General features: G+C 56.1%; 20 protein-coding genes and 1 pseudogene. 7 read left to right on the top strand and 14 right to left on the bottom strand.

Features of this window, described 5'->3' with window-relative positions; all coding sequences use genetic code 11:
- Positions 1 to 3: 3 nt before the first annotated feature.
- The 4 genes and pseudogenes from bglF to dusC all read right to left on the bottom strand — a co-directional run bounded on the left by bglF (position 4) and on the right by dusC (position 5,574).
- A pseudogene (gene bglF, locus NUX24_RS08095) lies at positions 4 to 1,970 on the bottom strand (PTS beta-glucoside transporter subunit IIABC).
- Positions 1,971 to 1,993: 23 nt separating this feature from the next.
- On the bottom strand, positions 1,994 to 2,827 hold the full coding sequence (gene licT, locus NUX24_RS08090; RefSeq protein ID WP_032658940.1) for a BglG family transcription antiterminator LicT: 834 nt from the start codon (positions 2,825 to 2,827) through the stop codon (positions 1,994 to 1,996).
- 166 nt (positions 2,828 to 2,993) lie between these two features.
- Positions 2,994 to 4,283, bottom strand: a complete 1,290-nt coding sequence (locus tag NUX24_RS08085) for a carbohydrate porin (RefSeq protein WP_374693102.1) — start codon at positions 4,281 to 4,283, stop codon at positions 2,994 to 2,996.
- 358 nt (positions 4,284 to 4,641) lie between these two features.
- A complete protein-coding gene (dusC, locus tag NUX24_RS08080) occupies positions 4,642 to 5,574 on the bottom strand; it encodes a tRNA dihydrouridine(16) synthase DusC (RefSeq protein WP_063143788.1) in 933 nt (310 codons plus the stop codon).
- Positions 5,575 to 5,741: 167 nt separating this feature from the next.
- On the opposite strand from dusC, the gene NUX24_RS08075 reads away from it, so the two are divergent.
- From NUX24_RS08075 to NUX24_RS08055, 5 genes are all read left to right on the top strand, one after another.
- On the top strand, positions 5,742 to 6,137 hold the full coding sequence (locus NUX24_RS08075; protein ID WP_023312463.1) for a CidA/LrgA family protein: 396 nt from the start codon (positions 5,742 to 5,744) through the stop codon (positions 6,135 to 6,137).
- Positions 6,134 to 6,829: a CidB/LrgB family autolysis modulator gene (locus tag NUX24_RS08070; RefSeq protein ID WP_126330786.1), complete on the top strand. Its 696-nt coding sequence runs from the start codon at positions 6,134 to 6,136 to the stop codon at positions 6,827 to 6,829. The genes NUX24_RS08075 and NUX24_RS08070 overlap by 4 nt, the downstream gene beginning before the upstream one ends.
- Before the next feature lie 129 nt (positions 6,830 to 6,958).
- Entirely contained in the window at positions 6,959 to 7,843 is an 885-nt protein-coding gene (gene cdd, locus NUX24_RS08065) for a cytidine deaminase (RefSeq protein WP_214576683.1), read from the top strand.
- A gap of 126 nt (positions 7,844 to 7,969) precedes the next feature.
- The gene (gene sanA / locus NUX24_RS08060; protein ID WP_008500918.1) at positions 7,970 to 8,686 is read left to right on the top strand and encodes an outer membrane permeability protein SanA; all 717 of its coding nucleotides are present in this window, start codon (positions 7,970 to 7,972) and stop codon (positions 8,684 to 8,686) included.
- A gap of 124 nt (positions 8,687 to 8,810) precedes the next feature.
- A complete protein-coding gene (locus NUX24_RS08055; protein ID WP_257830870.1) occupies positions 8,811 to 10,199 on the top strand; it encodes a glutamine synthetase family protein in 1,389 nt (462 codons plus the stop codon).
- 50 nt (positions 10,200 to 10,249) lie between these two features.
- On the opposite strand, the gene mglC is transcribed toward NUX24_RS08055, so the two are convergent.
- The 7 genes from mglC to NUX24_RS08020 all read right to left on the bottom strand — a co-directional run bounded on the left by mglC (position 10,250) and on the right by NUX24_RS08020 (position 18,444).
- Complete coding sequence (gene mglC, locus NUX24_RS08050) at positions 10,250 to 11,260, bottom strand: galactose/methyl galactoside ABC transporter permease MglC (protein ID WP_013097952.1); 1,011 nt, start codon at positions 11,258 to 11,260, stop codon at positions 10,250 to 10,252.
- A gap of 15 nt (positions 11,261 to 11,275) precedes the next feature.
- On the bottom strand, positions 11,276 to 12,796 hold the full coding sequence (mglA, locus tag NUX24_RS08045) for a galactose/methyl galactoside ABC transporter ATP-binding protein MglA (protein ID WP_023312467.1): 1,521 nt from the start codon (positions 12,794 to 12,796) through the stop codon (positions 11,276 to 11,278).
- Between the two features lie 79 nt (positions 12,797 to 12,875).
- The gene (gene mglB / locus NUX24_RS08040) at positions 12,876 to 13,874 is read right to left on the bottom strand and encodes a galactose/glucose ABC transporter substrate-binding protein MglB (protein WP_024908164.1); all 999 of its coding nucleotides are present in this window, start codon (positions 13,872 to 13,874) and stop codon (positions 12,876 to 12,878) included.
- A 295-nt stretch (positions 13,875 to 14,169) separates the two neighbouring features.
- Positions 14,170 to 15,192 (bottom strand): HTH-type transcriptional regulator GalS, encoded by a 1,023-nt coding sequence (gene galS / locus NUX24_RS08035; RefSeq protein WP_193806165.1) that lies wholly within the window; start codon positions 15,190 to 15,192, stop codon positions 14,170 to 14,172.
- Positions 15,193 to 15,347: 155 nt separating this feature from the next.
- The gene (gene yeiB / locus NUX24_RS08030) at positions 15,348 to 16,505 is read right to left on the bottom strand and encodes a DUF418 domain-containing protein YeiB (RefSeq protein ID WP_257830780.1); all 1,158 of its coding nucleotides are present in this window, start codon (positions 16,503 to 16,505) and stop codon (positions 15,348 to 15,350) included.
- Between the two features lie 19 nt (positions 16,506 to 16,524).
- Positions 16,525 to 17,193 (bottom strand): GTP cyclohydrolase I FolE, encoded by a 669-nt coding sequence (gene folE / locus NUX24_RS08025; RefSeq protein ID WP_047652518.1) that lies wholly within the window; start codon positions 17,191 to 17,193, stop codon positions 16,525 to 16,527.
- A 102-nt stretch (positions 17,194 to 17,295) separates the two neighbouring features.
- A complete protein-coding gene (locus NUX24_RS08020; protein ID WP_257830778.1) occupies positions 17,296 to 18,444 on the bottom strand; it encodes an MFS transporter in 1,149 nt (382 codons plus the stop codon).
- Positions 18,445 to 18,582: 138 nt separating this feature from the next.
- On the opposite strand from NUX24_RS08020, the gene fghA reads away from it, so the two are divergent.
- The gene (gene fghA / locus NUX24_RS08015; RefSeq protein WP_257830776.1) at positions 18,583 to 19,410 is read left to right on the top strand and encodes an S-formylglutathione hydrolase; all 828 of its coding nucleotides are present in this window, start codon (positions 18,583 to 18,585) and stop codon (positions 19,408 to 19,410) included.
- Between the two features lie 110 nt (positions 19,411 to 19,520).
- On the opposite strand, the gene cirA is transcribed toward fghA, so the two are convergent.
- The 3 genes from cirA to yieE form a co-directional block, all read right to left on the bottom strand.
- Positions 19,521 to 21,491: a catecholate siderophore receptor CirA gene (gene cirA / locus NUX24_RS08010; RefSeq protein ID WP_257830775.1), complete on the bottom strand. Its 1,971-nt coding sequence runs from the start codon at positions 21,489 to 21,491 to the stop codon at positions 19,521 to 19,523.
- A gap of 224 nt (positions 21,492 to 21,715) precedes the next feature.
- Positions 21,716 to 23,185 carry an amino acid permease gene (locus NUX24_RS08005; protein WP_047652522.1) on the bottom strand — a complete coding sequence of 490 codons (1,470 nt, stop codon included), beginning with the start codon at positions 23,183 to 23,185 and terminating at the stop codon, positions 21,716 to 21,718.
- Positions 23,186 to 23,354: 169 nt separating this feature from the next.
- Positions 23,355 to 24,221 carry a DNA-binding transcriptional regulator YeiE gene (yieE, locus tag NUX24_RS08000; protein ID WP_024908171.1) on the bottom strand — a complete coding sequence of 289 codons (867 nt, stop codon included), beginning with the start codon at positions 24,219 to 24,221 and terminating at the stop codon, positions 23,355 to 23,357.
- A gap of 97 nt (positions 24,222 to 24,318) precedes the next feature.
- Between yieE and NUX24_RS07995 the strand changes: the two genes are divergently transcribed.
- Positions 24,319 to 25,365: a YeiH family protein gene (locus NUX24_RS07995; protein WP_047652523.1), complete on the top strand. Its 1,047-nt coding sequence runs from the start codon at positions 24,319 to 24,321 to the stop codon at positions 25,363 to 25,365.
- The last annotated feature ends 24 nt before the right edge of the window (positions 25,366 to 25,389 follow it).

Here is a 25,389-nt window from a genome sequence, read left to right as displayed (position 1 = left end):
CTGTTATTGATGGCTTACGCTGAGTAACGGCGCACCGGCATTGACGGACGTTGCCGCCACGGTCACCACGTCACGATACTCATCGCTGTTACTGATAATGATCGGTGTCGCCAGGTCATATCCGGCATCGATAATCGCCTGACGATCAAACTCCAGCAGCAGGTCGCCCGACTGCACCCTGTCGCCCACCTTCACGTGGGCGGTAAACGGCTTGCCGTCGAGCTTCACGGTGTCGATCCCCACGTGAATCAACACTTCAATCCCGCCGTTGCTGAGCAGGCCGATGGCGTGTTTGGTCTGAAACAGCGAGGCCACCACGCCGGCAAACGGGGCCACCACTTTGTTATCCGAGGGAATAATCGCGGCACCGCTGCCCAGCAGGCCGCTGGCAAACGTGGTATCCGACACCTGGTCGAGCGCCAGAACGGTGCCGGTCATCGGTGCCAGCACATCGTTTTCACCCGCTGGCGCAACCGTCTCGGGCGCTGAGCGTCCCGGCATGCCCGCCACCAGCGTCAGGCTGCAGCTCAGCACCAGCGCTACCCCGGTGCCGATCACGCCGCCCCACAGCGTGGCGTTTACCCCACCCGGCGGAATCATCTGGGCGATGGTAAAGATATTGGCGAAGCCGAAGGAGTAAACGTGGGTGTCGCTGAAGCCGACAATCGCCCCGCCGATTGCCCCCGCCACGCAGCCAAAAATAAACGGGCGGCGCAGCGGCAGGTTTACCCCATAAACGGCCGGTTCGGTAATACAAAATACCCCGCCCGTCCCCGATGACCCCGCCAGCATCTTCTGACGGGCATCGCGGGTGCGCAGGAAGATCCCCAGCGCCGCCCCTACCTGACCAAACACCGCAGGCAACAGCATCGGCAGCATGGAGTCATGCCCCAGCACCGCCAGGTTGTTAATCATCAGCGGCACCAGCCCCCAGTGCAGGCCAAAAATAACGCAGACCTGCCACAGCGCACCCATCGCCGCGCCCGCCAGCCACGGTGCCAGAACGTAGATGCTCTGATAGCCGTTCGCCAGCATCTGGCTCAGCCAGGTCGCCAGCGGCCCGATAACGAGGAAAGTAAGCGGCACGGTCACGCCCAGACAGATCAGCGGCGCGAAGAAGTTTTTCATCGAGGACGGCAGCAGCCTGGTGCTCTGTTTTTCCAGCCAGCAGCTCACCCACGCGGCGAGAATAATCGGGATCACCGACGAGCTGTAGTTAAACCAGGTGACGGGAATGCCCAAAAAGGCGTCCGATACCGCGCCCGGCTGCTGGCTGGCGTTAAACGCCGCAATCATCATCGGATGGGTGAGCGCCCCGCCGATCACCATGGTAATAAACGGGTTGCCGCCGAATTTTTTCCCGGCGGTATAGCCCAGCACCAGCGGGAAGAAGAAGAACAGCGCGTCGCTGGCGGCGAACCAGATTTTATAGGTGCCGCTTTCGGTGGTGAGCCAGCCGCACACCACCGCCAGCGCCAGCAGCCCTTTCAGAATACCGGACGCGGCCAGAATGCCGATAAACGGGGTGAAGATCCCGGAAACGATGTCAATCAGGCGGCCCAGCAGATTCCCTTTTTCGCCCTTCTCTTCCACGGCAGGGGCGTCATCGGTTAGGCCTGCCTCATTGCGCACCGCCTGCCAGACGTCGTGGACGTGGTTGCCAATCACTACCTGAAACTGGCCGCCGCTTTCGACCACCATGATGACGCCCGGGTTTTTCTTCAGCCCTTCCGCATCCGCCCGTTGATTCTCTTTCAGTTTGAAGCGAAGCCGGGTCGCGCAGTGTACAAGACTGACGATGTTCTCTTTTCCGCCAACGTGGCCGAGAATATCCTTCGCTAAAGCCTGGTATTCCATCTCGATTTCCTTACATCCGATGCCCGCAGGCACCTGTTGACTGAGCACAAAAAATAAAAAAACCCGAGAACGACCTTCTGACGAAGGCCGCGCTCAGGTTTTGCCTGCGTGATGCAGTAACAATCCTGTTTGAGGCTTAACGCCCCTCTTTTCTCACCCGCTCGATATGAATGGCGAGGAACATAATTTCTTCGGTTGTCAGCTCACGCTGATAGCTTTTGTTCAGGTGCTGGGCGATTTTCTCGGCGCATTTCCACGCTTTCGCATAGTTGTCTTTTACTGCCGTATGCAGCGAGACATCGTCATCTTCCACCACGGTGCGGGTGAGCATCCGCTGGGCAAAAAACTTCAGGTGGGTGACAAAACGCTGATAGCTGAGCGAGTCTTCATCGTACTCAAGCTGTAGCTGATACTTCACCAGCTGCAGGATCTCCTGCATCACCCTCGTCACGTGCATCACTTCCGGCATTTCGCTGTTCAGCTGCGCAGTGACCAGATGCAGCGCGATAAACCCGGCCTCATCCTCCTCCAGTTCGACGTTAAGTCGTCTGGCGATAATGGCCCTCGCCTCCTGCCCTAGTTCGAACTCCTTCGGATACAGCCGTTTAATATCCCACAGCAGCACGTTTTTGATGGCCAGCCCGTTCTTCTGCCGCTCAATCGCAAAGTAGCAGTGGTCGGTGAGGGTGATATACAAACTCTCCTGCAGCTTGCCCAGCCGCTGCGCCGCCAGCCCGATGATGCGGTCGCAGGTGGTCATCACCTCCAGCGGAATTTGACTCAGCAACTCCCCGAGGCGACGCACCAGCTCATCGCTTTGCAGCGCAAACACCTTTTCAACCAACGCGGTATCCAGCGCTTCACCGACGCGCTTCTGAAAGGCCAGCCCACGGCCCATCACCACCTGTTCGCGCCCGCGCTCATCCTGAACAACCACCACGTTATTATTGAGTATCTTGGCGATTTTCATCTGAACCCCAGAAACAAAAAAACCTGACTTCCGGCAGATGCCAGAAAATCAGGTTTTGCCTGCCTAAGCAGTAACAATCCAGTTCTGGCACTCTATCAGTTTCATTCATAGCCTCAATGCATCACGCGTCAGAAACGTGACGCGGATCGAACTTGCTACGGTGATATTAGAAGCTCACCACCGTTTTCAGCTCGGTAACCCAGGCATCCTGGGTGCGACTGACGCCGCCAGGATGGTGCCAGTACTGAATGCCCGGCTGCAGCTCAAGCCACGGCACGGGACGAAAACGGTAGTAAAACTCACCGTTAAGGGAATGGCCCGGCACCGGGTGATATGCCGGATTGTAGTAATCGCTAACGCCGCTCACGCTGTTCAGGTAACGTTGGTTGCGGGCGTACTGGCTGCTCATATCAATCCAGGTTAAGCCAAAGCCAATCCAGTCCTCCGGTCGCGCGTCAAACAGCCCGCGGTAGCGCAGCGAGGCGGCGTAAACCTGGTGCATGTAGTTGGTGCGCTGATCCGCAAGGCTCATGCTGAAAGAGGTGCTCAACCCGCGATTCGGATCGTCCTGATGCTGCGTAAGCTGCTGGTTCAGCCCGGCGTACATGAACCAGGTCCGGCTGTGGGTATCAAAGCCGTTCGGGTCCGTCGCGCCCGCACCGCCGGATTTGCCGCGATAGAGATCGGTTTGCGGCGCGTTGGTAAACACCACGCCCAGGTTGTACGCCCCCGGCAGGCCGTTAATCAGCGGACGCGCTTCGATTTCAACCGGCAGTAAGACCCCTTTGCTGCCCTTCGTCGACCAGCTCCACGCGTGGCTGCGGCTGGAGGCCTCCGGATTTTGCTCCATCACGCCACCTTTTAAGGTTAGCGTCGGCGTTAATTTATACGCAAGCGTGGTGCCCCAGGTGTGAACGTTCCAGTTGTTCCACGTCAGCGAGTTGGCTGACTTCCCGCCGCACTGCGACAGCAGCTGGAAATCACAGGGGATGATTTGATCGAAGGTCTGCACCTTGTTCATCATCCCGATGCGCCAGGTCAGACGCCGGTCGTCAAAGCTGCGGGCAAAGGTCAGCCAGCCCAGACGGGTAATCGACTGCCCTCCCCAGCTCTCCTGGGTCAGGTCGTTAAAGTTAACGCGAGGGTCCTGCACGCGCTTGGTGGTGAGGTCGTCATTGTGGTTGCGGTTGACGATGTTCCCCTCGATACGCGCATCCGGGATACCGGTCCAGCGCTCCAGGTCCTGGTTGAAGGTCAGCGCAAACTGGTCAATATAGGCCACGTGGGAGTCGTGGTTATATCCGCCACCGCCGTTCCAGCCGATCTCATTCAAATAGCCGAGATTGTACGTAAAACCGTTATCGTTGAGGATTTTACGAATACCGAGCATCTCGCCCAAAACCGGGTCCGGGGGAGCTTCAAACCCTAATACCGTTCCGTTCCAGTCTTGCGCCATCGACAGCGGGGATATCGCCAATATGGCGAACGCAAAGAGTTTATTTTTATATGCCATGATAACAACCTGTGCTTGAGTATTTTGTGCGTAACCGGCCGCAGGAAATTTTCTATTTCCTGTCGATATTTCATTTTTTTAAAATCAGTAAAAAGCGCTAAGCCAAATTTCTCTCCTGCATAAACGAGAGGCAAAAAAAAACCTAAGCGCTCCACAGCGAAAATGCTGTGAAACGCTTAGGTTTTGCCTGTTAACCAGTAACAATCCTGCGTTGAAAACAGTGGCACCTTAACACCGTCGCGCCACGTTGAAAACCAGAACGGTTTTCTGATTTAAAAAAGTGTGAGCAATTTAACGCTTATTATTTGGACTGAATCACCCGGGCAATATCAGACGAAGTCTGCAATGTACGAATTTCCTGAAATAATCCCAGCGCTTCATCGTACTCTTTACGTAAATAACTCAGCCACTGCTTAATTCGCGCGACGTGATACAAACCGGTATCGCCCTGCTTTTCCAGTCGGCTGTATTTTTGCAGCAGCGTGACGACGTCTGCCCACGGCATTCGCGGCTCGTTATATTTCACCACCCGGCTGAGGTTGGGCACATTCAGCGCGCCGCGACCGATCATTACCGCATCGCAGCCGGTGGCGTTCAGACAGGCCTGCGCGCTCTCGTAATCCCAGATTTCGCCGTTGGCGATGACCGGAATGGTGAGGCGCTTGCGGATCTCGCCGATCGCCTGCCAGTTAATGCGCTCGGCCTTATAGCCATCCTCTTTGGTGCGGCCATGCACCACCAGCTCGGTGGCCCCGGCCTGCTGCACCGCATCGGCGATTTCAAACTGCCGCGCGTCGCTGTCCCAGCCCAGGCGCACCTTCACCGTCACCGGCAAATGCGAAGGCACGGCCTCACGCATGGCCTTCGCGCCGCGGTAAATCAGCTCAGGATCTTTCAGCAAGGTCGCCCCGCCGCCGCTGCCGTTAACCAGCTTCGACGGACAACCGCAGTTGAGATCCACCCCGTAAGAGCCCAGCTCAACCGCGCGGGCGGCGTTTTCCGCCAGCCATTCGGGATACTGGCCGAGCAGCTGAATACGCACCAGCGTGCCGGAAGAGGTCCGGCTCTGGTTGTGCAGCTCGGGGCACAGGCGGAAGAAGGATTTTACCGGCAACAGCATATCGACCACGCGCAGAAACTCCGTCACGCAGAGATCGTAATCGTTCACCTCGGTCAGAAGCTCGCGCACGAGGGAGTCGAGCACGCCTTCCATTGGGGCCAGTAAAACACGCATAGCAGTACCTGTGAAAAAAGACGCGCTATAGTATCTGCTCTGTATGTATGTGGAAAGCGCGACTTTCCATTCTGGAATGTCTGGTATGCTCAAATTTCATGATGTGATCCGTGGCACATTTTTGAGTTTAATTGTATGATGAATGCGTTTCAGCAAGGACTATCACCATGAGCAAATCATTGAACATTATCTGGCAATATCTGCGCGCATTCGTCCTGATTTACGCCTGCCTGTATGCCGGGATTTTCATCGCGTCGCTGCTGCCCATCGTCATTCCCGGCAGCATTATCGGCATGCTGATCCTCTTCGTTTTGCTGGCGCTGCAAATCCTGCCCGCAAAATGGGTCAATCCCGGCTGCTTCGTCCTTATTCGCTATATGGCGCTGCTTTTCGTGCCTATCGGCGTCGGGGTCATGCAGTATTTTGATTTGCTCAAGGCCCAGTTCGGCCCGATTGTGGTCTCCTGCGCGGTCAGTACGCTGGTGGTTTTCCTGGTGGTGAGCTGGAGTTCGCATCTGGTGCATGGCGAACGTAACGTGGTCGGGGAGAAAACAAAAAAATGATGGCCAATATCTGGTGGTCGCTGCCGTTAACCCTGGTGGTATTCTTCGCCGCGCGCAAACTTGCCGCACGTTTCAAAATGCCGTTGCTGAACCCGCTGCTGGTGGCAATGGTGGTGATTATTCCGTTCCTTCTGCTCACCGGCATTCCCTACGATCGCTACTTTGCCGGCAGCAAAATCTTAAACGACCTGCTGCAGCCTGCCGTTGTGGCGCTCGCCTTTCCTTTATATGAACAGCTGCACCAGATCCGCGCCCGCTGGAAATCCATCATTACCATCTGTTTTGTGGGCAGCCTCGTGGCGATGATCACCGGAACGTCGGTGGCGCTGTTGATGGGGGCCTCGCCGCAGATTGCCGCCTCTATCCTGCCTAAATCGGTGACCACGCCTATCGCGATGGCGGTTGGCGGCAGCCTCGGCGGTATTCCGGCCATCAGCGCGATGTGCGTCATTTTCGTCGGTATTCTCGGTGCGGTGTTTGGCCACACCCTGCTAAACGGGATGCGTATTCATACTAAAGCTGCCCGGGGACTGTCGATGGGGACAGCTTCCCATGCCCTGGGCACCGCCCGCTGCGCGGAGCTGGATTATCAGGAAGGGGCGTTTAGCTCGCTGGCGCTAGTGATCTGCGGGATTATCACCTCCCTGCTGGCCCCGTTCATTTTCCCGCTGATTCTGGCGGTGATGGGCTAAAATTTGCGATGCGTCGCGCAAATTTCATTTTGATTTCATAAGTTGCATACATAATGAGAAGTGGATCACATATAAAGCCCTGACGGCTCCGTAAACTACCGATCCATTAACCTTTATGAGGCAAACGCCATGCACCCACGTTTTCAAGCTGCTTTCGCCCAGCTTGCAGAGAATTTGCAGTCAGCCCTTGCTCCCGTTCTGGCAGATGCACACTTCCCCGCCCTGCTGACCGCGGAGCAGGTCACGATGCTGAAACAGGCAACGGGACTGGACGAAGACGCGCTGGCTTTCGCACTGCTTCCTCTGGCTGCCGCCTGCGCGCGGGCCGATCTCTCCCACTTTAACGTCGGGGCCATTGCGCGCGGCGTCAGCGGCACCTGGTACTTCGGCGGCAATATGGAGTTCCTGGGCGCAACCATGCAGCAAACCGTGCACGCCGAGCAGAGCGCCATCAGCCACGCCTGGCTGCGCGGTGAAAAAGCCCTGAGCGCGATTACCGTGAACTACACCCCCTGCGGGCACTGCCGCCAGTTTATGAACGAGCTGAACAGCGGGCTGCAGCTGCGCATCAACCTGCCAGGCCGCGCGCCGCACACGCTGGGCGATTATCTGCCCGACGCGTTTGGCCCGAAAGATCTGGAGATCAAAACGCTGCTGATGGACGATCAGGACCACGGTTACGCCCTGTCCGGCGATGACCTGAGCCAGGCGGCCATTCGGGCGGCGAATAAAAGCCACACGCCATACAGCAAGTCGCCGAGCGGCGTGGCGCTGCAGTGCCGTGATGGCCGAATCTTCACCGGTAGCTATGCGGAAAACGCCGCGTTTAACCCAACGCTGCCGCCGCTGCAGGGCGCGCTTAACCTGCTGAGCCTGAACGGCTATGACTATCCGGACATTCAGCGCGCCATTCTGGCAGAAAAAGCCGATGCGCCGCTGATCCAGTGGGATGCCACCGCCGCGACGCTCAAAGCGTTAGGCTGCACGACGATTGACCGCGTACTGCTGGCGTAATCCTTCCGGCGGGCAGAAATGCCCGCCCGTTTGCTGAAAAACCCCTCAGTTGAGCTGCTGTTTCTTGCGCTAACCAGGCGGGTAAAGTAGCCTGAGTTAAATTTCATCCACGAACGAGCCATCTCCATGTTAAAGCGCGTTTTTTACAGCCTGTCTGTCCTGGTCGGCATACTGCTGTTGATCGTGCTCGGTCTCGACCGCTGGATGAGCTGGAAAACCGCCCCCTACATCTTTGATGACCTGCAGGACCTGCCCTATCGTCAGGTTGGCGTGGTGCTCGGCACCGCCAAGTATTACCGCACCGGGGTGATCAACCAATATTACCGTTACCGCATTCAGGGCGCGCTGAACGCCTACAACAGCGGCAAGGTGAACTACCTGCTGCTGAGCGGCGATAACGCGCTGCAAAGCTACAATGAACCGGTGACGATGCGGAAGGACCTGATTGCTGCGGGCGTGGATCCTGCCGATATCGTGCTCGATTACGCCGGGTTCCGCACCCTGGACTCGATCGTGCGCACGCGCAAAGTCTTCGACACCAACGACTTCATCATCATCACCCAGCGCTTCCACTGCGAGCGCGCGCTGTTTATCGCCCTGCATATGGGCATCCAGGCGCAGTGCTACGCGGTGCCGTCGCCGAAAGATATGCTGAGCGTGCGCGTCCGCGAGTTCGGCGCCCGCTTTGGTGCCCTGGCCGATCTGTATATCTTCAAACGCGAACCGCGCTTTTTAGGCCCGCTGGTGCCGATCCCGGCGATGCACGAAGTGCCGGAAGACGCGCAGGGTTACCCGGCCGTCACGCCCGAGCAGCTGCTGGATATGCAGAAAAAAGAGAAATAACAGGGCCGCCTTTATACTTTCTTTACGCCGGGCCTGACGCTTTTTACCTCCCCTTTACGTCGGCTCTTTTAAGCTGAGTTCACTGCCGCTACGGCTTCATTGAAGAATGACTATGAACTCAATAATGAATGCGTTTTTCCTCAAAAGTCTCCGTCCGTATTTTAACTTTCCCGGTTTATCACTTCCTGGCGCACTCAATTCCGGTCTCTGGCTTGATGAAAAAATTGACGCCCTGCAGCACAACATTGCAGTGGAAGTGGCAGATTATCTGGAACGTTACCCGCAGACGAAACATGTAGACGTTTACCTGAACGATATCAACGGCACGATGCGCGGCAAGCGTCTGTCGGTGGAGAGCATGCTGAGCCTGGAAAAAGGCTGTTATTTTCCCCTTTCGGTCTACTCGATGGATCAGAAAGGAAAAATCGCCGCCCCGCTTCACGATGAACCGGACCGACTCTGCGTTCCTGTCGCCGGCTCCCTGCGCCCCTGCCCGCAAGATCCGCAGCATAACGCGCAGATCCTGCTGACGATGAAAGACAGCGACGACACCCCCTGCCCGCTTGAGCCGCGCGTGATACTGCAGAGCGTGCTGGCCCGCTTCCACCAGCACGGCCTCTTCCCGGTGATTGCCCCGGAAATCGAGTTCTATCTGACGGGGCATGACGATCGGGATCCGCAAAATCAGGGCTGTTTTCACATGGATACCTCAACTGCCCATGCGGCCCTGTTTGACGAGCTGGAAAAGCTGGCGCACCTTCAGCGCATCCCGCTGTGCGGGATCGTGGCGGAAGCCGAGTCCGGTCAGTACGAATTAAACCTGAAGCACAGCCATCGCGTCGTTGAAGTCTGCGATAACGTGCTGGCGCTTCGTCGCCTGACCCGTTACGTCGCCGAAAAGCACGGCCTGCAGGCCAACTTTATGGCTAAGCCTTTCAGCCAGCTGTCCGGCAGCGGCCTGCACTTCCATTTCAGCCTGAACAATCGTCACGGCGAAAACGTCTTTGCTTCCCCGGTGAATGCGCTTAACAGCATGATGCGTTTGTGCATTGCGGGGCAGCTGGCGCTGATGCCCGCCTCAGTCGCCATTCTTGCGCCGGGCGTCAACGCGTTTCGTCGCCTGCGTAAAAACCTGACGGAGCCCGTCTTTAACTCCTGGGGCTATAACACCCGCTCCGCCGCCCTGCGTATTCCCTGCTCGGATGATCACAACCGTCGTATCGAGTACCGGCTGGCCGGGGCGGACGCCAATCCGTATCTGGTGGCAGCCACGATCCTGACCGGCATGCTGTACGGGCTGGAAAACACCGACGAGCAGGATTTACCCGAACCGCAGCACGATCAACCCGAGCTGCCGCTGTTTCAGCAGGAGGCGATTGAGACCTTTGCCCGCTGTCAGTATCTCACCGACAGCCTGGGCGACGCCTTTTCCGAACAGTGGGTCGCCTGCAAGCTCTCTGAACTCGACTGGTTTGAGCGCATTGTGACCCGAGAGGAGTCGCATCTGGCGTAGGGCATAAAAAAAGCCCGCTCGATGAGCGGGCTGGGTATAGCGAGAGACGATTATTTCTTACGCGCGTACTTCAGTGAATCCAGCGCGACCGCAAAGATGATGATGGCGCCTTTGATGATGTACTGCCAGTAAGGGTTCACGCCGATATAGGTCAAGCCGTAGTTGATGACGGTGAAGATGATCACACCGGTCACCACACCCAGTACCGTACCCACGCCGCCGCTGAAGGAGACGCCGCCCACCACGCAGGCTGCGATCGCATCCAGCTCGTACATGAAGCCAAGGTTGTTGGTGGCAGAGCCGATACGGCCCGCTTCCAGCATCCCGCCGAAGGCGTAGAACACACCGGACAGCGCATAAATCATCAGCAGGTTCAGAGCAACGTTTACGCCGGAGACTTTCGCCGCTTCCGGGTTACCGCCGATGGCGAAGATGTTTTTACCAAAGCGCGTTTTGTTCCACAGGATCCAGACGAAGGCCACCGCAATCAGCGCATAGAAGGTGATATACGACAGGCGGAAGCTGCCCAGCGCGATGAACCCTTGCGTAAAGGTCGAGAAGCCGCTGTCAAAGCCCGAGATTGGCGAAGCGCCCACGAAGTCGTAGTACAGGGAGTTGATACCGTAAACGATGATCATCGTACCCAAGGTGGTTATAAATGGCGTCACGTTCAGGTAGGCGATAATGATACCGTTGATCAGACCAATCACCGCACCGATGGCGCAGACAATCAGGATCACCACGAAAATCGGCATGGTGGCCATTTCAGGGAACACCTTGTTGGCGTTTTCCATCGACTGCAGCAGGGTTGCCGCGATGACCGCCGCCAGACCCACCTGACGACCGGCAGAAAGGTCCGTCCCCTGGGTCACGATCAGGCCCGCCACGCCCAGCGCAATGATAATACGCACGGAGGACTGGGTCAGAATGTTACTCAGGTTCAGCAGGCTTAAGAACGTAGGGTCCTGGAAAATGATGATAGCCAGCAGTACTAAAAGAACAACGTAAATACCGCCTTCTTTCAGGTAAGTGAGAAAACTTTTTTTATTTAACGCACTCATGAGGAGCCCCTGATCTTAAAGGTGCAAAGACGCAAGACGCAAAATTTCGTTTTGCGTTGTCGTTTTGGTGTCAACAATACCGGCAACGAGACCATTGCTCATAACCAGAATACGATCCGTGATCCCTAACAATTCCGGCATTTCGGAAGAAATAATAATGATCCCTTTATTCTTTTTCGCCAGCTCGGCAATCAGCTGATAAATTTCAAACTTCGCGCCGACGTCAATACCGCGGGTCGGTTCATCCAGCATCAGAATTTCTGGCTGGGTTAATAACCAGCGTCCGATAATGACTTTCTGCTGGTTACCGCCTGACAGCGAACCAATTTGGGTGCGGTGTCCTGGCGTTTTCACGCGCATGGAGTCAATAACCCATTGGGTATCGCTCTTCATGCGGGAGTTATCCAGCAGTCCGACTTTGTTTTTGTAATTGCGAATGTTAGAAATTAACGAGTTAAAGTTAATATCCAGATAGGCATAAATACCGGTCGAACGACGCTCTTCCGTCACCAGCGCAAAACCATTATTAATGGCTTCGTTGGCGTTGTGGTTGTTAATTTTCTTACCGTGCAGCGTAATAGTGCCTTCGGCTTTCTCACGGATACCGAACAGGGTTTCCACGATATCGGTACGTTTTGCGCCGACCAGACCGGCAATCCCCAGGATTTCGCCCTTATGCAGGTCGAAGGAGACATCGCGAATAGACGGCTGACGTAACGAGGTCAGATTGCGCACTTCCAGGATCACTTCGCCCGGCTTGTTTTCTTTGTCCGGGAAGCGCTGGTTCAGGGAACGACCCACCATCATGGCGATGATCTTGTCCATGTCCAGCCCTTCCAGCGGCTGCGTGGCAATCCACTGGCCGTCGCGCAGAATGGTAATCTCATCGCACAGCTGGAAGATCTCTTCCATTTTATGCGAGATATACACAATGCCGCAGCCGCGATCTTTGAGCTTACGAATAATGGTAAAAAGGTGATTAACCTCTTTTTCCGTTAATGACGATGTCGGTTCGTCCATGATGACGATTTTCGCATCATAAGAGAACGCTTTGGCGATTTCGATCATCTGCATCTGGGAGACGGATAATGTTCCCACGCGGGCGCGCGGATCGATATCAATATCCAGCTCGTCAAAAATCGCTTTGGTGTCGCGATACATTTTGTCCTGATCGACAAAGACACCCTTGGTTGGATAACGCCCCAACCACATGTTATCCATGACTGAACGCTGCAGCACCAGGTTTAATTCCTGGTGAACCATCGAGATACCGTTTTCCAGTGCTTCTTTCGCTGAATGGAAATCGATCTCTTTCCCCTGAAAAAGAATGCTGCCAGAATCTTTTTGATAGATCCCAAAAAGACATTTTAATAATGTTGATTTACCCGCACCGTTCTCCCCCATCAGGGCATGAATAGAGTGAGGACGAACTTTTAAATTAACATTATCGAGTGCCTTAACGCCGGGAAATGACTTGTTGATACCGCTCATTTCCAACAGGTATTCACCGGATGACTGAGTATTTGTGCTGACCATAATTATACCTTGTTGGCCTCGCATATCGCGTTATAAAAGGGCGCAACGAATTGCGCCCAGTGGAGACAGTACCGCTAACTTATTTGCCGATAAACTCAGCCAGGTTGGACTGGTCTACGCCCACGTAAGGTACGCGAACGATTTTGTTTTCAATTTTCCAGTTGGTGCCATCAGCCGCGCCTTTGCCATCGGCCAGGTTTTTCGCCAGATCGAAGGTCGCTTTCGCCTGGTTGTTGGCATCGTTCAGAACGGTACCGGCCATCGCACCGGATTTAACCAGCGCCAGCGCTTCTGGCAGTGCATCTACGCCGAACACAGGAATGGAGGATTTGTTGTGTGCTTTCAGCGCTTCTACCGCACCCATTGCCATCGCATCGTTGTTCGCGATAACCACTTCGATTTTGTTCGCGTTAGGGCCGGACAGCCACGCGTCCATCTTATCTTTCGCCTGAGCGGTATCCCACATCGCGGTATCTAACGCCAGCTGTTGGGTTTTCAGACCCTTATCGTTCAGCTCTTTGATAACGTAGGTGGTACGGGCTTCAGCATCCGGATGGCCTGGTTCGCCTTTCAGCAGCACGAACTGAATCTGACCGTCTTTGTTCAGATCCCAGTTCGGGTTCGCCGCCCAGTGTTTGGCGATCAGATCGCCCTGAATAATACCGGACTCTTTGGAGTCGGTACCGACGTAATACGCTTTGTCGTAGCTATCCAGCGCCTTACGGGAAGGTTCTTTGTTGAAGAAGACGATTGGCACGTTCTGGCCGCGCGCTTTTTCAATAACCGTGCCTGCTGCAGCCGGGTCAACCAGGTTGATGGCCAGGGCTTTCACGCCTTTCGCCAGCAGAACGTCGATCTGGTCGTTCTGTTTGGACTGGTCGTTCTGGGAGTCGTTCATCAGCAGCTGAACGTCTGGCGCTGCTTTCGCATCTTTCTCAATCGCTTTACGTACAACAGACATGAAGTTGTCGTCGTATTTATAGATGGTCACACCAATACGGGTATCCGCAGCGTGCGCTGCTGCACCAAAAAGCATGCTTGCCATTACGGCAGACAGGGTCAACACCTTCTTATTCATGGTATCTCCGGTTTTTTTTATGCAGGGTAGTTCTTGTGAATAACGATCGGCGGGCAGGTGTTAATAAAACGTTACTGACAGCCGAAGTTCACTTATAAAATTTCTATCTTCCGTGTTCGGTAACGCTCCAGAAATGCGTTTTATTCGTTGTTTGCAGCACGTTGGCTATAGTGAAAGTGAATAATCACCGTTACATAGCGTTTCAGCTCCTAAAACGCTGACATCATAGTCAGCGCCTTGTTAAGATACTGTGAATTTACTCACAGATTGAAAACGGTTACATCAGCTCATGTAATCAGTTAGTGATCGGAACCACAATTTGCCGGGCCGCTACGGAGTGCCGACGCACTAAAGTCGGCATGAAACAGTGCGTTGCGCCCGGATCCAGTAGCCCTGCCGCCCCCTGTAACGCCAGCTCAGTCGCCAGTTTTGCCATAGAGGCAATGGGGTAGCGCACCGTTGTCAGCTGCGGGTCGGTGTAACGGGCAATCGGGATATCATCAAAACCAATGAGTGATAAATGCTGTGGCACCGCAATGCCGTTATCTTTCAGCGCCGTCAGGGCCCCTGCCGCCATGCTGTCGTTATAGGCAAACACCGCAGTAAGCTGCAGGTTGCGCCCCAGCAGCTCCACCATTGCCGCCTCGCCGCCCTGCATGTCCGGCGTGCCGGTGCCTGTCCAGCTTTCTGACGGCGTAATGCTGTGATCTTTCAGGGCGTTTTGCCATCCCTCGCGCCGCAGGTCATCATCTTCAATATGATGGCTGGAGGCCAGATAACCGATCCGCTGATGCCCGTTGTTGATGAGCATTTTCGTCGCCATCATGGCGCCGCTGACGTTATCCAGCCCGACGCAGCGATGGGCATAGCCGGGGACAATACGGTTGATCAGCACCATGCCCGGGATCTGATCCATAAAGCCGGTTAACTCTTCATCGCTCAAGGCTTTTGAGTGGACAATCAGGGCGTTACAGCGCTGGCGGATCAGCACTTCAATGGCATGGCGCTCCTTTTCCGCCTCATGATAGCTGTTGCCGATCAGGACATATTTCTGATGCTGCTGGGCGACCACGTCGACCGCTTTCACCAGCGCGCCGAAAAAGGCATCCGATACATCCATTACCACCACGCCGATGGTGTCGCTGACCTGCGTCGCAAGCGCCTGGGCATTGGCATTTGGCCGGTACCCCAGTTGGGTCACGGCTTTCATTACGGTTTCACGGGTTTCAGGGCTGACCAGCGCGCTATTGTTCAGCACGCGTGAGACGGTAGCCACAGAAACGCCCGCCTGACGGGCGACGTCACGAATGGTGATCATATTCACCATCCTTCAAAGGATTGCAGCAACTCACAGACACCCCCTGTGTTTAGCAAGGTGGCTATTTTGGCAGCGAGAGAAAGGGGACTACGTGAAGAAGCTCACACTCATGAAAACGCTTACATCCGTTTTGTTAATGATTGTGATCCAGATCGTTATCTGGATGTGTTTTTCAATGATACCCCTGAAGCACGTGCGGTTAACTGACGCCACACCCACTCCAGCGGTCCTTGGCGGAAATAGCGTAGCCAGAGCACAGAAAACGCCAGGTTTACTAGCCAGACCGGAATAACAAACGCCAGCAGCGTGAGGCGGTCGAATTTCATAAACAGGCCAAAACGGTAGAACAGCGTGGTGCAGAGAAGCGTTTGCAGGAGGTAATTGCTCAACGCCATGCGGCCCACGCAGGCGATAGCGCTGACGATCCAGAGGCGGGAAAGCGTTGGCCAGAAGCCATAGATCAGCGCCGCGTAGCCGATGGTCTGGAACGGCGCGCTCAGTTCGCGCGGCACCTGGAGCAGGAACGCGCACCAGCGGTAATCCCAGTGAATGTGCCACTGCGTGATTATCGCCGGGAGGTTAATCAGCACGCCGATCAGCACCAGCCCGGCACCCGTTCGCCGATAGTGACGCAGGCTGAACTCCCCTTTCAGCCAGCCGGTGCGCATCAGTGACGCGCCCATCAGCATCATGCCCGCAAGCTGCCAGCCGTATTGCGCCCCCAGCGCAAGGAGGTTATCCCCCAGCATATCCGCGCGGTTGCTTATCGCTTCCGTACCGCCCTTCAGCTTCCAGTACTGTTCGTACTGCAGGTTAGCGGCATCCGGGATCCAGGAACGGTTCGTCGTCTCGCCGGAGATCATCCCCAGCAGCAGCAATACAGCAAGCCCCATGACATAGAGCATCACGCCGGTGTTAAACAGGCTTTTTACGCTGTGCGCATCGCGAATCAGGCGCCAGCAGATGAGCCCGACTAACCCATACGCGAGAAGAATATCGCCGTCCCAGAAGAACAGGCCGTGGATAAAGCCGAGGAGAACCAGCAGCGTCAGGCGCGACTGGATCCAGCGCGTACCGCGTTTGAGAAGGAGTTGCAGACCTGCGCCAAACAGCAGGGCAAAGAGCGTGAGGAATTTAACCTGCGCGAAGAGATCGAGGACAGCCCAGGTCCAGGCATCGCTGAGGGTGATGTCGCCATACCAGGCAGGATTGAGATAAGCCGCCTTCGGCAGGCCGAAGGCGCTGATATTAAGCAGCAGGATACCGAGTATGGCGACGCCGCGAACAAAATCGAGCGTGACGTTTCGCTCCATGGTTCCTGCCCTGTAAGACTTAGTTGTGGTGACGTACGGCGCGCAGGAACTCCTGGCGGGTATTCTGGCTCGATTTAAACAGGCCGCCCAGCGACGTGGTGGTCGTTGCACTGGTTGCATCACGCACGCCGCGCGCCTTCACGCAGTAGTGAACCGCGTCGATAGAGACGGCCACGTTACTGGTACCCAGCAGCGTTTGCAGCGCGGTCAGGATCTGCTGCGTCAGACGCTCCTGCACCTGCGGACGCTGAGCAAAGAACTGCACGATGCGGTTGATCTTCGACAGGCCAATCACCGTATCTTTTGGAATATACGCCACGGTCGCTTTACCGTCGATGGTCACGAAGTGGTGTTCGCAGGTGCTGGTCAGCGTGATATCGCGTACCGTCACCATCTCGTCCACTTTCATCTTGTTTTCAATGACGGTAATTTTCGGGAAGTTGGCGTAATCCAGCCCGGAGAAAATTTCGTCGACGTACATTTTCGCGATGCGGTGCGGCGTCTCCATCAGACTGTCGTCACTCAGATCGAGATTCAGCAGCTCCATGATCTCGGTCATATGACCGGCAATCAGACGCTTGCGGGTTTCATTGTCCAAATCCTGTACGGGCGGACGCAGTGGCGTTTCAAGACCGCGCGCAACCAGGGCTTCGTGGACCAGGGCAGCTTCTTTACTGAGTGATGACATTTTGTTCTCCTGCAGGTGTGGCGTCTTTTGCCCTCGTTGTGGCAAAAGTATGCGCTCATTGTGCGTGAGGCGGCGCACATAATCCAGTATTCACGACGATAATTATTGCAATTGCTGTTGCCTTTCAGCGTGACGATTCCAGACCAGCGCTCCGCCGACGAACAGCGCAACGCCCGCCAGCCCCAGCGCGGGCTCCAGCCGGTGGGTAAGCCAGGTTGATAACGCCGAGGTGACCGGGCCAATCAATTGACCAATTGCATACCCCGTGGTGAGCAGGCCTGCCATATAGCGCGTGTGGTTTGGCGCCAGCTCGCGGCCGTATAAAAGAGAGAGCTGGACGGCACACAAAAAACCGCCGCCCACCAGCAGCCCGCCCGTCAGCAAACCGCCAATCCCCGGCAGCAGCCAGGCCGCTAGCACGCCAGCCCCCTGTAACCACAGGACTATAGCCAGCCTGCGGTTAGCCGTTGAGGTGTGGCGTAAAAGAATACTGAGCGCAATCCCCACCACGGCGGCGAGACCAAAAATCGGCCAGACAAACTGGGCAAACAGGCTGCCGGGAAAACGCACCGCCGCCATTTGCGACAGGAATGTCGCCGGGAGGATATAGCCAAACCCGGCCAGGCTGTAGCTCCAGACCAGGCGCTTTAAATCCGCCGTCAGCACCAGCGGCTCCGGCGCGGTGCCGGGGCGATGGAGCTGCCCGGATCGCGGCAGGTAGCGCGCCACCAGCGCAATCAGCACCAGCGCCAGCACGCCGTAGATTTGCCATGCCGCACCGGCCGAAAGGGATTTCGCATGGATATAGACGGCGAGAAGCCCGCTCAGGGCAATGCCCGCCCCCGGTCCGGCAAACACGGCGGCGCTCAGGCCCGGTTTACCGAGCTGCCCCAGCCGTTCGTTGGTCCAGGCGGCAATGAGTACCATCGACCAGCCGCTCATGCAGCCAATCACGAAGCGCAGCAGGCCGTGCGCAACGGCGTTATCCGCCGCCGCGGAGAGCAGCGTCAGCGCAACCGCGCCGGTGATGCCAAGCCAGAGGCGCGTTTCCACAAATCGGTGCGCGCGCATCGCATCCCATGCGCCCACCAGATAGCCCAGATAATTCATCGCCGCCACCAGACCCGCGCTGGTCAGCGTAAGCTGTCCGGCAGCAATCATCAGCGGCACCTGGGGCGTAAAGGCAAAGCGCCCTATCCCCATCGCCACCACCAGAACGACAAACCCACTGAGCGCAATACGCAGCGCCATGACCGCTCCAATTGTTAAAGAAAAGTAAATTTATGATGCAGCATCTCGCCGTCTGGCGAAAGTGAAAGTTACTCACAGGTCAATGAAAAGGCTGTATTATGGTTTTTATGAATACGCATTCTCATTAAGGAGCCCTGCATGGAACTGCTCGAAGAGCACCGTTGTTTTGAAGGTCGACAGCAGCGCTGGCGGCATGACTCCACCGTTCTGAACTGTGCGATGACGTTCAGCATTTTCCTGCCGCCGACGGAAAATCCGCCGGTTCTGTTCTGGCTTTCAGGCCTGACCTGCAACGACGAAAACTTCACCACCAAAGCGGGCGCGCAGCGTATTGCCGCTGAGCTGGGCATTGCGCTGGTGATGCCTGATACCAGCCCGCGTGGCGATGATGTGGCCGACGATGCAGGATACGACCTGGGCAAAGGCGCCGGGTTTTATCTCAATGCGACCGAACAGCCCTGGGCGCGCCACTACCGCATGTATGACTACATTCGCGACGAGCTGCCAGCGCTGATTCAGTCCGGGTTTGCGGTAAGCGACCGCTGCGCCATCAGCGGACACTCCATGGGCGGACACGGGGCGCTGATCATGGCGCTAAAAAATCCAGGAAAATACGTCAGCGTGTCGGCATTTTCGCCAATTGTGAACCCAACGCAGGTGCCGTGGGGACAGAAAGCCTTCACGAACTATCTGGGTGAAGATGAAGCGAAATGGCAGGAATGGGACAGCTGTGCGCTGATGCTGACCAGCAGCTCAGCAAATGCGATCCCGATGCTTGTCGATCAGGGCGATGCGGATCAGTTCCTCGCCGGGCAGCTACAGCCTGCGGTGCTGGCCGAAGCGGCACGCCAGAAGGACTGGCCGCTGACGCTGCGCATCCAGCCGGGGTATGACCACAGCTATTACTTCATCGCGTCCTTTATTGAGGATCATCTCCGCTTCCATGCGGAGCATTTGTTTGGGTAAGTGCGGGGGCGTGCGCTCTGATGCCCTCACCCTGGCCCTCTCCCACTGGGAGAGGGAAAAACACTAAAAACGGCAACTTACGTTGCCGTTTTGCTTTTACCCTGTCCGCATCAGAACTTGTAATCCACGCCAACAAAGTAGCGACGGCCATCTTCCGTATAGCTGTAATCGTCGCGGCTCAGATCTTTATCCAGCAAGTTCTGCACGCCCGCGCGCAGCTTCACGCTTTTCGTCGCCTGCCACGCGGCGCCGGTATTCCAGATGACATAACCACCCGGCGTTGCTGCACTGCTGGTCAGCGCGCGTTTCTCGCCGGTGTAGTTGCCCTGAACGTAGAACGACCAGTCCTGCGTCGCCTTCCAGTCAACGGTTCCGTTGGCGGTGTGGAACGGCAGATCGGACAACGGCTTGTTGCCGCCGTTGCTGATATCGCGACCGTCGTTGTAGGTGTAGTTCAGGGTCAGCTTCCAGTCGTCCGCCAGCGGGAGCTTCAGCTCGGTCTCCACACCGCGGATACGCGCCTTGTTAACGTTGTAGTAGCGGAAAATCGGTTCACCGTCCGCATTCAGGCCAACGTAGTTAGGGTAACCCTGGGCCTGTTTCGCATTGGCCGTACGGCTGATGCTGATGCGGTCATCCACGTTATTCTGGAAGGTGGTAACGCTGGCCTGCACGCCCTCTAACCAGCCCTCTTCCCCGCTGTAGTACAGACCGAATTCGAAGCTCTCGCTGGTTTCCGGTTTCAGATCCGGGTTACCGACAATCTCACAGGCACCGCGGCACGAGCCGGTGACCCAGTCCGGGCTCAGCTGGAGCAGCGACGGCGCTTTAAACGCGGTAGCCCAGCCCCCTTTCACCGTTACGGTATCGGTCGCGTTGTAGACCAGATAGGCTCGCGGACTCCAGTGATCGCCGTAGGTATCATGGTCGTCCATACGGATGCCGGTGGTCAGCGCCAGAGGTTCAAAGAGACGCCATTCATCTTCAAGGAACAGCGCATACTGGCTTGTCGACGTACTGCTGCTGGAACCGCCCGTCAGGTTGACCGGATCTTTCAGCTTATCGTGACGCCATTCCCCGCCGAAGGTTAGCAGCTGGTTGATTTCACCCAGCGGCAGCACGTATTTTCCGTCCACCGCGTTGCTCTCGGAGGTGATCGGATTGCTGTTGCCGGGGTTTTTGTTGTCCACCTTTTCGCCGTAAACCTTCAGCTCGCTGTTGCCGACGCCCCAGCGCCCGTTGTGGCTGAGAGAGTAGTTCTGGCGTTCAAGGCGGTTTTTGTCGAGAGAATCCGAGTCGCGATCCTGACGGTCGAAACCGTAGCCCGCAGTAAAGTCGTGATTTTCAGACGGAGTCCAGGCGAATTCTACATTCGCATCGCGGCTGGTGAAGCCCTCAATGCGCGGCGTTTCACCGCTCGCCGTGGTGGAGGATTTCTGCTGACCGTCTTTCTCACGCTTCGCCAGGCTACCGTAGGCTTTCAGCCCCAGCAGGCCGTCCACCAGCGGGCCGCTGGTATAGAACTGACCATTGTACGTGTCTCCACGATCGCGGTGCTCCTGAATCGTGGAATCGGCGCTCAGGGTGCCCGTCCATTTCTGGCCGATTTTTTTGGTGATAATGTTCACCACGCCGCCCAGCGCATCGGATCCGTAAAGAGAAGACATCGGCCCGCGCACCACTTCGATGCGTTCGATGGCGTCAACCGGCACCCAGTTGAGGTCGAAATCATTATGGCGGAATACCGCGTTACGCGAGTTAACGCGCTTGCCGTCGATCAGGATCAGCGTATAGCTGCTGTCCAGTCCACGAATACTTACCCCTTTACGGTTGTCCCCTTCGCTCGTGAGCTGAACGCCCGGCACCTCCCGTAACACATCTTTCAGATTCTGAACGGGTTTGCGCTGCAAATCTTCCTGGGTAATCACGCTGATGCTTGCCGGCGCGTCTTTCAGGTTTTGCTCGGTCGCGGAGGCCGTGACGACCATTGTGTCGCCGGTTTCCGCTGCGATAACAGGCATGGCCAGGGACATTGCGGACGCACAAAGTCCTCCCCTGACGAAGGGATTCAACCTAAACATTCCATATCTCCATGAGGTAAATACAACTAAATCAAATCATCATTGCTCACAGCGTCTTCCATGCCGCCCACGTCTGCGGTGGGTCGGTGACACGCTTATTTTTGATAACGATAAAGCAAACGATAATTATTATCAATTAAATTGTTAAAAAATATATCTTTGTTTCAGGAGGCGGGAATAAAAAAACCCGCTCGAATGAGCGGGTTAAAAGAGAGGAAGTGCGGTTATTGTTTAAATCGTTCCGGGAATTCCATTTCACTGTAGCGAACGAAGTGTGTTCCTTTCGTCAGTTTGTAACCAAACCAGATGACGAGGAACAGCGGAATACCAATGTAGGTCGCCGTCACGGCGCCCCAGTCAATGGTGTCCGCCAGGAACGCTTCATAGTTCTGTCCCAGCGTAATGATCAGGCACAGAATGAAGGCGAAAATAGGACCCAGTGGGAAGAAGCCGGAGCGATACGGCAGCGAGTTAATATCGTGTCCCTGTTTGACGAAACCGCGGCGGAAACGGTAGTGGCTAATGGCAATACCCAGCCAGGCAATAAAGCCCGTCATCCCGGAGGTGTTAAGCAGCCACAGGTACACCGTCTGGTTGCCAAACATGGAGGTCAGGAAGCACAGACCGGCAATGACCGTTGTGGCGTACAGCGCGTTACGCGGTACTCCGCCACGGGACAGCTTCGCAAAGATACGCGGAGCTTTACCGTCGCATGCCAGCGTGTAGAGCATGCGGGTGGACGCGTACATCCCGGAGTTACCGGCTGAAAGCACTGCGGTCAGGATAACGGCGTTCATCACTGCCGCAGCTGAAAGCAGACCAGCGTGCTGGAAGACCAGCGTGAACGGGCTGACGCTAATGTCTTTTACGTCATTACGCAGCAGGCTTGGATCGGTGTACGGGATGATCAGACTGATAATCAGGATCGCGAACACATAGAACAGCAGGATACGCCAGAAGACCTGACGGACCGCACGCGGAATATTTTTCTCCGGGTTTTCTGACTCACCGGCGGCGATACCAATCAGCTCGGTCCCCTGGAAGGAGAAACCGACAATCATCGCCACGCCAATCATCGCCGAAAGGCCACCGGCAAACGGCGCATCGCCTATCGCCCAGTTACTCCAGCCCGCAGGTTCTGCGCCTTTGAAAATACCAACGATCATCGCCACACCGACGACGATAAAGATGATGACGGTTGCCACTTTGATCAAAGAGAACCAGTATTCCGCTTCGCCGAAACCGCGCACGGAGATGTAGTTCAGCAGGAAGATGACGGCGAGGAACAGGGCGCTCCAGATCCAGCCCGGCGTATCCGGGAACCACCAGTTCATCACCAGCTGTGCGGCGACAAGGTCAACGGCGATAGTGACCGCCCAGTTGTACCAGTAGTTCCAGCCCAGCGCGAAGCCAAAGCCTTCTTCAACGTATTTTTGACCGTAGGTCGAGAACGAACCGGATACCGGCATGTACGCGGCCAGTTCGCCGAGACTGGTCATCAGGAAGTACACCATCAGGCCAATCAGGATATAAGAGAAAAGTGCCCCACCCGGGCCTGCTGCCGAAATCGTTGCGCCAGAGGCAACGAAAAGACCTGTACCGATTGAGCCGCCAATGGCGATCATCGTCAGGTGACGCGCCTTGAGTTCACGACGTAGCGTGGGCGCTTCTGTGGTTTTAATTTCTGAAACCATGTGAAAATGCTGTCCATTTAATAAATGAGGCGCGATTGTAGCAGACGATCCGCGTTCCTTCCGGCAGAAATACTCAGTTATAAGAGAGCTTCATGACTGGGCCAGGATTATAAGTAAAGCATAATTTTTCCCTCTCCCCTGTGGGGAGAGAGCCAGCATGAGGGGAAGATTACATCTCGCAATAGCGCAGAAAACGCTGCAGCGAGCTGGAAAGGTGTTTCTGACGATGATGGATACACCACAGCGTGCGCACCAGTTTCGGGAGCGGAACGGGAATTTCCACCAGCGACCCCGTCTCAAGCTGTTCGGCAATAACGCGCCGGGAAAGACAGCTGATCCCCAGGCCATGACGCACCGCGTGCTTGATAGCCTCAGAGTTCCCAAGCTCCATCCCTAACTGGAAATGCGGCAGATGGGAAAGCAGCAGATAATCGACAATTTCACGCGTGCCGGAGCCCTGCTCGCGCAGGATCCACTGCGCCTGCGCCAGCCGCTCCAGCGTCACTTCGCCCTGCAATAACGACGAGGCCGGGGACGCAAACACTACCAGCTCATCTTCCAACCAGGGCTCGGCAATGATATCGACGTTATGACAGGGCCCTTCGATGAGGCCGATATCCACGCGGAAATCGATCACCGCGTTGATAACGTCCTGACTGTTACCCACGCTCATCTCCAGCGGCAGGGTCGGGAAATCACGGCGGTAGCGGGCAATCACTTCCGGCAGGATGTAGTTCCCAATGGTGCTGCTGGCGTAGACGCGGATTGCGCCGTTGTCTTCGCGGAACAGCTGTTCGATTTCGATAGCCTGCTCCAGCAGCGCCAGCGCGCGTGGATAAAGAAGACGACCGTGCTCGTTGACCACCAGACGCTTCCCTACCCTGTCAAAAAGCTGAACGCCCAGCTGTCCTTCAAGATCGGTCAACGCCGCGCTGACCGCAGACTGTGAGAGCGCCAGCATTTGTGACGCCTGGGTCGTCGAGCCACTTTTCAGCACCTCGGCAAACACTTCCAGCTGACGCAATGTAATGTGCATGGTTTCTTACCACTTATATAGATTAATTATAAGTATATAATCAATTTTATTTTTAAGCCAGAGCGCCTTAACCTTTAGCCAGACAAAGGAGAAGGTTATGTCAGAAATCACCTTACAACATCATCGTACAGTGTGGCACTTCGTGCCGGGCCTCGCGCTTAGCGCAGCAGTGACCGCCGTAGCATTATGGGGCGGCAGCATCCCGGCTATCGCGGGCGCCGGTTTTAGCGCGTTGACGCTGGCCATTTTGCTGGGCATGGTCGTGGGGAATACCGTTTACCCGCATATCTGGAAATCCTGCGACGGGGGCGTCATTTTCGCCAAACAACATTTATTGCGTCTCGGCATTATCCTTTACGGCTTCCGTCTCACCTTTTCGCAGATTGCGGATGTGGGTGTCAGCGGAATCGCTATCGACGTCCTGACCCTGACCAGCACCTTTTTGCTGGCCTGCTTTATCGGCCAGAAAGTCTTTGGCCTGGATAAGCAAACCAGCTGGCTGATCGGTGCCGGGAGCAGTATCTGTGGGGCCGCGGCGGTACTGGCAACAGAACCCGTTGTTAAAGCCGAAGCCAGCAAGGTAACCGTGGCAGTGGCGACGGTGGTGATCTTCGGTACGCTGGCAATCTTCCTCTACCCGGCGATGTATCCGCTGGTTGCCCACTGGTTCAGCCCGGAAACCTACGGCATCTATATCGGTTCGACCATGCACGAAGTGGCCCAGGTGGTGGCGGCAGGACATGCCATTAACCCGGAAGCTGAAAACGCGGCGGTGATTGCCAAAATGCTGCGCGTGATGATGCTGGCGCCGTTCCTGATTTTCCTCGCCGCGCGGGTTAAGCAGCTGGCACCGGCAGGCGGCGGCGAGAAAAGCAAAATCACCATTCCGTGGTTTGCGATCCTGTTTATCGTGGTGGCGATTTTCAACTCATTCCATCTGCTGCCGAAAGCGGTGGTGGATATGCTGGTGACGCTGGATACCGTGCTGCTGGCGATGGCCATGGCGGCGCTGGGGGTGACCACACACGTCAGCGCGCTGAAAAAAGCCGGGGCGAAACCGCTGCTGATGGCGCTGGTGCTCTTTATCTGGCTGATTGTCGGCGGCGGTACCATTAACCTCGCGGTGCACAGCCTGATGGCATAAACCATCTCGTCCTTCTCCTGCTAA

Origin of the sequence: Enterobacter sp. HG048, assembly GCF_024702055.1 — a bacterium.
Lineage (GTDB): Bacteria > Pseudomonadota > Gammaproteobacteria > Enterobacterales > Enterobacteriaceae > Enterobacter > Enterobacter dykesii.
Note: the sequence above shows the minus strand (reverse complement) of the source record. Positions and strands in the feature narration are given on the sequence as shown.

What these genes read in the sequence shown, in the direction of transcription:
- licT (WP_032658940.1), bottom strand. Translation starts at nt 2,827, where the DNA reads ATGAAAATCGCCAAGATACTCAATAATAACGTGGTGGTTGTTCAGGAT.
- NUX24_RS08085 (WP_374693102.1), bottom strand. Translation starts at nt 4,283, where the DNA reads ATGGCGCAAGACTGGAACGGAACGGTATTAGGGTTTGAAGCTCCCCCG.
- dusC (WP_063143788.1), bottom strand. Translation starts at nt 5,574, where the DNA reads ATGCGTGTTTTACTGGCCCCAATGGAAGGCGTGCTCGACTCCCTCGTG.
- NUX24_RS08075 (WP_023312463.1), top strand. Translation starts at nt 5,742, where the DNA reads ATGAGCAAATCATTGAACATTATCTGGCAATATCTGCGCGCATTCGTC.
- NUX24_RS08070 (WP_126330786.1), top strand. Translation starts at nt 6,134, where the DNA reads ATGATGGCCAATATCTGGTGGTCGCTGCCGTTAACCCTGGTGGTATTC.
- cdd (WP_214576683.1), top strand. Translation starts at nt 6,959, where the DNA reads ATGCACCCACGTTTTCAAGCTGCTTTCGCCCAGCTTGCAGAGAATTTG.
- sanA (WP_008500918.1), top strand. Translation starts at nt 7,970, where the DNA reads ATGTTAAAGCGCGTTTTTTACAGCCTGTCTGTCCTGGTCGGCATACTG.
- NUX24_RS08055 (WP_257830870.1), top strand. Translation starts at nt 8,811, where the DNA reads ATGAATGCGTTTTTCCTCAAAAGTCTCCGTCCGTATTTTAACTTTCCC.
- mglC (WP_013097952.1), bottom strand. Translation starts at nt 11,260, where the DNA reads ATGAGTGCGTTAAATAAAAAAAGTTTTCTCACTTACCTGAAAGAAGGC.
- mglA (WP_023312467.1), bottom strand. Translation starts at nt 12,796, where the DNA reads ATGGTCAGCACAAATACTCAGTCATCCGGTGAATACCTGTTGGAAATG.
- mglB (WP_024908164.1), bottom strand. Translation starts at nt 13,874, where the DNA reads ATGAATAAGAAGGTGTTGACCCTGTCTGCCGTAATGGCAAGCATGCTT.
- galS (WP_193806165.1), bottom strand. Translation starts at nt 15,192, where the DNA reads ATGATCACCATTCGTGACGTCGCCCGTCAGGCGGGCGTTTCTGTGGCT.
- yeiB (WP_257830780.1), bottom strand. Translation starts at nt 16,505, where the DNA reads ATGGAGCGAAACGTCACGCTCGATTTTGTTCGCGGCGTCGCCATACTC.
- folE (WP_047652518.1), bottom strand. Translation starts at nt 17,193, where the DNA reads ATGTCATCACTCAGTAAAGAAGCTGCCCTGGTCCACGAAGCCCTGGTT.
- NUX24_RS08020 (WP_257830778.1), bottom strand. Translation starts at nt 18,444, where the DNA reads ATGGCGCTGCGTATTGCGCTCAGTGGGTTTGTCGTTCTGGTGGTGGCG.
- fghA (WP_257830776.1), top strand. Translation starts at nt 18,583, where the DNA reads ATGGAACTGCTCGAAGAGCACCGTTGTTTTGAAGGTCGACAGCAGCGC.
- cirA (WP_257830775.1), bottom strand. Translation starts at nt 21,491, where the DNA reads ATGTTTAGGTTGAATCCCTTCGTCAGGGGAGGACTTTGTGCGTCCGCA.
- NUX24_RS08005 (WP_047652522.1), bottom strand. Translation starts at nt 23,185, where the DNA reads ATGGTTTCAGAAATTAAAACCACAGAAGCGCCCACGCTACGTCGTGAA.
- yieE (WP_024908171.1), bottom strand. Translation starts at nt 24,221, where the DNA reads ATGCACATTACATTGCGTCAGCTGGAAGTGTTTGCCGAGGTGCTGAAA.
- NUX24_RS07995 (WP_047652523.1), top strand. Translation starts at nt 24,319, where the DNA reads ATGTCAGAAATCACCTTACAACATCATCGTACAGTGTGGCACTTCGTG.